The sequence below is a fragment of the Bradyrhizobium sp. genome, assembly GCF_049581145.1.
Lineage (GTDB): Bacteria > Pseudomonadota > Alphaproteobacteria > Rhizobiales > Xanthobacteraceae > Bradyrhizobium.
In genome coordinates, this window is sequence record NZ_JBAURI010001138.1 from 1 (window position 1) to 6693 (window position 6693).

A 6693-nucleotide genomic window follows, 5' to 3' on the forward strand; every position below is an offset into this window, starting at 1 on the left:
CAGCCTCGTATCAGGCTGCCAAGTGAATTTGCAAGCTGCTCGGACGTGAGGTGACGGTGTCCGACGGCCTTTCCCGGCGCCGTTTTGCCGGCATTGCTGGATCGTCGGCGCTCGGACTCGCGGCGACAGGCCTCGAATCCAGTCGGGGCGCCCCGAGCCAACAGAGTGCGTCGTCCGACACGATCTCCGATCCGCATTTCCCGGACGGATTCCTGTGGGGGGCCGCGACCTCCGCCTACCAGATCGAAGGAGCCGTCGGCGAGGACGGACGAGGCCCGTCGATCTGGGATCAGTTCGCGCACATCCCCGGAAAGATCGCCGATCGCAGCAATGCCGACGTCGCCGACGACAGCTATCATCTCTACAGGGACGACGTGCAACTCCTGAAGGCGCTGGGCGCGAAGGCTTATCGGTTTTCGATCGCATGGCCGCGCGTCTTCCCGGAAGGAACCGGCGCAGCCAACCCGAAAGGTCTCGATTTCTACGACCGGTTGCTCGATGAATTGCTGGCTGATGGCATCGAACCGTTTGCGACCCTGTATCATTGGGATCTGCCCCAGGCGCTGCAGGACCGCCTCGGCGGATGGATGTCTCGCGACACGTCCGCGGCCTTTGCCGATTATGCCGGCTACGTCGCGGCGCGGCTGAGCGATCGCGTGACGCATTTCTTCACGATCAATGAATGCGCGAGGCTGGTCAATCTGGGCTACGGCGCCCGCCTCGACGCCCCCGGCCTCAATCTGCCACAAGGCGCGCTGAACCAGGTTCGACACAATGTCGCGCTGGGTCACGGTCTTGCGGTGCAGGCAATCCGCGCCCGGGGGCGCGCCGGAACCAGGGTCGGTCCGGCCGAGAACATGGTGTCCTGCATACCGGCGCTCGACACGCCAGCCGACGTGCGCGCGGCGGAAATCGCCACCCGCGAGCACAATGCCGGCTACCTGACGCTGCTGCTGGAGGGAAAATACACCGACGCCTATCTTGCTTCTGCCGGCACGGATGCGCCGAAGTTCACGGCTGAAGATCTCAGCGCCATTTCATCTCCGATCGATTTCCTCGGGATCAACGTCTACACCGCTGACCATTACGTCGTCGCGGCCGACAACGCAGCCGGCTACGCCCTGCTGCCATTTCCCGCATCGTTCCCGCTCATGGACGCGCCCTGGCTCAGGTTCAGTCCCGAGGCGATGTATTGGGTGCCGCGTCACGCGGCAATGCTTTGGAACGTGAAATCCATCTACATCACCGAGAACGGAACGGCGGCAAGCGACCAGCGCGCGGCGGATGGCGCCGTCTACGATACGGATCGCATCATGTATCTGCGCAGCTATTTGAGGCAATTGCAGCGCGCGACATCTGGAGGCGTTCCGGTGCACGGCTACTTCCTCTGGAGCCTGATCGACAACTTCGAGTGGTCGGATGGGCTCGAAAAGCGCTACGGGCTTTATTATGTCGACTTTGCGACGCGGCAGCGCACGCCGAAGCTGAGCGCGTCGTTCTATCGCGAGCTCATCAGGCAAAACGCTGTGGTTTGATTGGCGATTTGAACGGCACGCCAAAAAACCGTCGCCATCGGTCGCCCATCGCAACACGACAAAACCTTGGCAGAAGCGCCGCCAAATTGCCATCCCGCGAACCAATTGAGGCCAATGCACAGGCACAGTGTGTCGCGCCTTGGATGGCGTTCGGGAGATTGGCGTGGCGTACACGATGGTTGCGAAGCAGGACGATCAGACAGTCAGGAAGCAGCGCAGCAGCGCCCTGATCGTGATGGCGACCGCCCGCGTCTGGGAGAGCGAAGGATGGGACATCACCATTACCGACGCGGACGGAAACCAGTTTGATCTCGCTGGTTTCGAACAGTCGCAGGCGCAAGCCTCGTCCTGGCTGCAGGCGAAGCACGTACCCGCCGTAGCGGCTCCAGACGTGCAGCCAATGGAAGGGATTGAAGCGAGCCTCGAACACGCAGAACCTGACATTGAACAACCTGAGTCGATCGATGACGCCTTCGAATCGATGGAATACGCCGAAGAGGACATGGCGGAATACTCTGAAGAAACCGCAGACGCCGAAGGGCACGTTGAGGCCGAAGGCAACGTCGAGGCCGCCTGAGGGCCGCTGACCGCCGGATGGAGACCTGTCACGGTCCTGCGGCCGGGCGGAAAAACCCCGTCTTGCCAGCAGGGTTCGAAAGCTCAGACCCAGCTGTCAAATTCCCCTCTGACCGGATATGGTACTCGCTGCCGCTCCAGGGGATAGACCGCGCGCAATGACGATTGACCGTCCCGTGGCCGAGCCGGCCACTGCCGTCGATTTGCCGCCTGCGGCGCGGCAGAACATTTTCCTCTATCTCGGCCTTTTGATCGTTCTGCTGGCCTTCGGCAGCCCGTCCGGAGGCCTGATCGACATTCCCATCAGCTTCCTCCTGAAAAACAGGCTGCACCTGACGGCGCATGAGGTCGCGAATTTTCGGCTGGTGACCGCGATCCCGCTCTATCTGTCCTTCGTCTTCGGATTTGTCCGCGACAAGTGGAATCCGTTGGGACTGAGAGATCGCGGCTTCATGCTGCTGTTTGGCGGCATCAGCGCCCTGCTCTATCTCGTCTTTGCGTTCACGCCGATGAGCTACGGCACGCTACTCATGGCGATCGTCGTGCTGACGGTTTCGTTTCTGTTTGTCTCGAGCGCTCAGAACGGACTGACGTCGGTCATTGGCCAGCAGCATGCGATGACCGGTCAGGTCAGCGCCGTCTGGAACGTCTTCCTGTCGATTCCGACGGTGGCGGCCCTCTTGATGGGCGGCTCACTCAGCGGCTTGCTCGAAAAGCAAAACCCGGATCAAGCGATCCTTATCCTGTTTCTGGTCGGCGCCGCAATCATGGCCGTGGTCGGCCTCTATGGACTCTGGCGACCGAAAGAGGTGTTCGACAATATCCGCATCGAGTCCGGCGCCCGCCCGCTGCAGGATCTGGCGCGGCTGCTGCGGCATCGGCCAATCTATCCGGCGCTGCTGATCTGGCTATTATGGAATTTCGCGCCGGGCTCGACCACGCCCCTGCAATATCACCTGCAGAACACGCTGCATGCCACCGACGCGCAATGGGGGCAATGGAACGCGATCTTCGCCGCGTCCTTCATTCCGACGTTCATCGTCTACGGACTGCTCTGCCGCGCCATTCCTTTGAAGAGGCTGCTATTCTGGGGCACCGTGCTCGCCGTTCCGCAGATGGTACCCCTGCTCTTCATCAACACGATGACACAGGCGCTGATCGCCGCGGTGCCGATCGGCCTGATGGGCGGCCTCGCCACCGGCGCCTATCTCGACCTGATCATGCGGTCCTGCCCGCGAGGCCTGCAGGGCACGACCCTGATGATGTCGAACAGTCTCTACTTCGTGGTCGTGCGATTTGGCGATGTTCTCGGCACCAACCTCTACGATCGCTACGGAGGCTTCACGGTCTGCGTCATCGCGATCACGGCTGTCTACGCCCTGATCCTCCCGGCGCTGCTGCTGGTACCCAAGCATCTGGTCGCCACGGCCGACGGGCAAGCCTCCGACTTTGCAAAATAGGCGCCGGAGCATGGGGTCGCTGGCGGCGGGCCCGCGCGACAGATCCGGCAGACGCTATGTCTATGTCCGGCGCGCCAGCGACCGCAGAAAGCCCTGATATTCCTCGGTCAGTTCCATATCCACCGCCGGAGCCAATTTCAGCAGCGCGTTGGCGATGAACGGCTGATCGTTGCGCGGATCGTCCAGCACCTCGCGCAACACCGGAACACTGTCTTCGATGTGCTGCAGGAACGCGATACCTTTTTCCAGCGTGTCGGTCCAGCGCGCGCGGGTCCAGTTCGCCAGCGGATACATGATCTCGTTGACGAAGTTGGATTTGCGGGCCTTCTCGAAGAAGCGCAAGCCGGTGTTCCAGTTTTCCTTGGCGCGCAGCGGCGGCGGCGGAGTATCGCCCAGCAACATCTTCTTTGCGGCCTGTCCCACGAAGTCGTCAAGCGTCACCGGCGCGTCGATCTGGCCGCGAAAGTGCCAGAGACCGAACGAGCCAGGGAAATCCCTTCCCATGCTCTGCACAAAGGCGGCCTCCATTTGATCGACGGCCGCCTTGTCCCCTCTCATCGCCGCCGTCATGCAAAAGGCCGAGACCGCGTCGTTGCCGACATCATGAACGCCGCCCTTTTGCAACTGCTGCGGCGACAGTTCTGGGGTCACCCCGTCGGCAGGGACCTCGGCTTCGCCGGCCCGCTGCGCGCTGATGAAGGCGGTGATTTCGAGCCAGCCCATGAAATTGGCGATGAATGCTTCCGGGTTCGCATGCACGATCGCCAGATTGAGCGCCATCTTCCGCTTCTTCAGTTCCTCCATGTCCGTCATGATCTGCTCTGCTGTTCGAACGTTGTGTCGGCTTTCGCGCAAACCATGGTACAAATCCGACATGACAGGCATGCGGAAGCGGGTTTCCACCGAGCTCACCATGCCAACAGCAAGACGAATGCCAACGGCACCGTTCCACGAGCGTCCCGGGCCCGGCCTGAAACGCGGAAGCGGCGCGAGATATCATCTCGCACCGCTTGCTTGATTTCAGTCTACCCTTGTCGGGCGCGTCACCGCGCCTAGCTGTAGATCTCGAACAGGCCGGCGCCGCCCTGCCCGCCGCCGATGCACATCGTGACCACGCCCCACTTCGCCTTGCGACGACGGCCCTCCTGCAGGATGTGGCCGGTCAGGCGGGCGCCGGTCATGCCGAAGGGATGACCGATCGCGATCGAACCGCCGTTGACATTGTACTTGGCGGGATCGATGCCGAGCTTGTCACGCGAGTACAGGCACTGGCTGGCGAAGGCCTCGTTCAGTTCCCATAGATCGATATCGTCGATCCTGAGACCATGGCGCTTCAGCAGTTTCGGCACGGCGAACACCGGGCCGATGCCCATCTCGTCCGGCTCGCAGCCTGCCACCGCCCAGGCGACGAAACGCCCCATCGGCTGGAGGCCGCGCCGCTCGGCATCTTTCGCCTCCATCAGCACCACCGCGGCGGCGCCGTCGGAGAGCTGGCTGGCGTTGCCGGCCGTAATGTATTTGCCGGGGCCCCTCACCGGCTCGAGCCTGCTCAAGCCTGCCATCGTCGTGTCGGGCCGATTGCATTCGTCGCGCGTCACGGTGTAGTCGACGATGCTCTCTTCCTTGGTTTCCTTGTTGACGACCTTCATCCGGGTGTTCATCGGGACGATTTCATCCTTGAACTTGTTGGCCTGCTGCGCGGCCGCCATGCGGCGCTGCGACTCCAGCGAAAACTCATCCTGATATTCACGGCTGATGTTGTAGCGCTCGGCAACGATATCCGCCGTATCGATCATCGCCATGTAGATGTCGGGCGCATGTTGCAGAAGCACGGCGTCCTGGGCCTCTTTCGGCACGCCGCCCGCGGGCGCCGAGATGCTTTCGACACCGCCGGCGACGATGCAATCGGCGCCGTCGGCGCGGATGTGGTTCGCCGCCATCGCAATGGTCTGCAGACCCGACGAGCAGAAGCGGTTGACGGATACGCCGGCCGTCGTCTTCGGCATGCCCGCGAGCAAGGCGGCCTCGCGGCCGATGTTGCGCGAGCCATGGGCGCAATTGCCGAGATAGCAGTCCTCGACATAGTCCTTGTCGACGCCGGCACGCTCCACCGCGTGCTTGATGGCATGGGCCGCCATCGTCATCGGCGGAGTGATGTTGAATCCCCCGCGGTGAGATTTCGCCAACCCGGTGCGCGCATAGGAAACGACGACGGCCTCACGCATTTTGCCTTCTCCCTGAACAATGTGCTTCTGGTCGTGTCCTAGCATGAGCGGCATTCGGGGTCGATGGCTTTGGTCCATGGCATGACAGACGCCATGCAAAGGGAGCAAGCCTCGTGGCCACAAGGCGGCTAAGCCCGGCGCGTCCATCCATGGTGGATGATGCTGAGGACAGACGGTGGACACCCCGATCGCAGCGCGCTCGCCCATCTTGCGGAATTTGCGACCAGGCTCAGCAGAAGACTCTTTCGAATTCCTGGTCGTGCGGGACCAGCCGCCGCTCACGCGACCTTTTACCAATTGTTAAGCAGCCCATCACAGGTTGATCATCGTGGCCCAAAAGTCACCACAATCCTTTTTATTGAAGGGTGCATCACTTCGTGAAGGAGAACCTCACATGCGGATCACAAAGCTGATCTTCATCGGTTCGGTCACCGCCACGGTTGTTCTCATGGCACCGGCGCTGGCGAGGAATTCCGAACCGCCGAAGATCGACGACAGATCGACCTCATCGTCGTGTCACTCCTACCAACCGGCGCCCGACGGAACCTGGACGGAACTCCCCTGCCAGGAGGTCGGCGGACAGAAACAACAGCAGCAGACGCAGCACAAGTCCTCGACGAGGACCCCCGAGGAGGAGCCGCGCTGAGGCTTGATATCGCCGAGATTTCTGCACGAGCAGCGAGACGAATCTGCCAGCGCGGCACAATCGGCGATGCAGCGTCTCCGCGAAACGTCTTGCGTTGCGCAGCCTCCAGCTGCCCTACCTGAGCACCGCCATGCACGGGGCGCGGCGCAACGCAATAAACCGGAGATTAATTCGAGCAATTTACGGTGTGGCCTTCTGACTCACTCGTAACTGGTTCGAAAAATCATGAAGATCGGTACCTTGCTGACGGC

The 6693-nt window shown here is 61.9% G+C and carries 6 protein-coding genes; 4 read left to right on the forward strand and 2 right to left on the reverse strand.

The window, feature by feature from the left end; genetic code table 11:
- Window positions 1-56: 56 nt before the first annotated feature.
- The 3 genes from WCB02_RS36400 (at window position 57) to WCB02_RS36410 (ending at window position 3571) form a co-directional block, all read left to right on the forward strand.
- A complete protein-coding gene (locus WCB02_RS36400) occupies window positions 57-1535 on the forward strand; it encodes a GH1 family beta-glucosidase (protein WP_423966499.1) in 1479 nt (492 codons plus the stop codon).
- A gap of 163 nt (window positions 1536-1698) precedes the next feature.
- The gene (locus tag WCB02_RS36405; protein WP_423966487.1) at window positions 1699-2112 is read left to right on the forward strand and encodes a hypothetical protein; all 414 of its coding nucleotides are present in this window, start codon (window positions 1699-1701) and stop codon (window positions 2110-2112) included.
- 157 nt (window positions 2113-2269) lie between these two features.
- Complete coding sequence (locus WCB02_RS36410) at window positions 2270-3571, forward strand: MFS transporter (RefSeq protein ID WP_423966490.1); 1302 nt, start codon at window positions 2270-2272, stop codon at window positions 3569-3571.
- Window positions 3572-3631: 60 nt separating this feature from the next.
- Here the strand turns inward: WCB02_RS36410 and WCB02_RS36415 are convergent, their stop codons facing one another.
- Together WCB02_RS36415 and WCB02_RS36420 are read right to left on the reverse strand one after the other, a co-directional pair.
- Complete coding sequence (locus WCB02_RS36415) at window positions 3632-4384, reverse strand: hypothetical protein (RefSeq protein WP_423966493.1); 753 nt, start codon at window positions 4382-4384, stop codon at window positions 3632-3634.
- 239 nt (window positions 4385-4623) lie between these two features.
- On the reverse strand, window positions 4624-5796 hold the full coding sequence (locus WCB02_RS36420) for an acetyl-CoA C-acyltransferase (RefSeq protein WP_423966495.1): 1173 nt from the start codon (window positions 5794-5796) through the stop codon (window positions 4624-4626).
- A 394-nt stretch (window positions 5797-6190) separates the two neighbouring features.
- Between WCB02_RS36420 and WCB02_RS36425 the strand changes: the two genes are divergently transcribed.
- Complete coding sequence (locus WCB02_RS36425) at window positions 6191-6442, forward strand: hypothetical protein (RefSeq protein ID WP_423966497.1); 252 nt, start codon at window positions 6191-6193, stop codon at window positions 6440-6442.
- The last annotated feature ends 251 nt before the right edge of the window (window positions 6443-6693 follow it).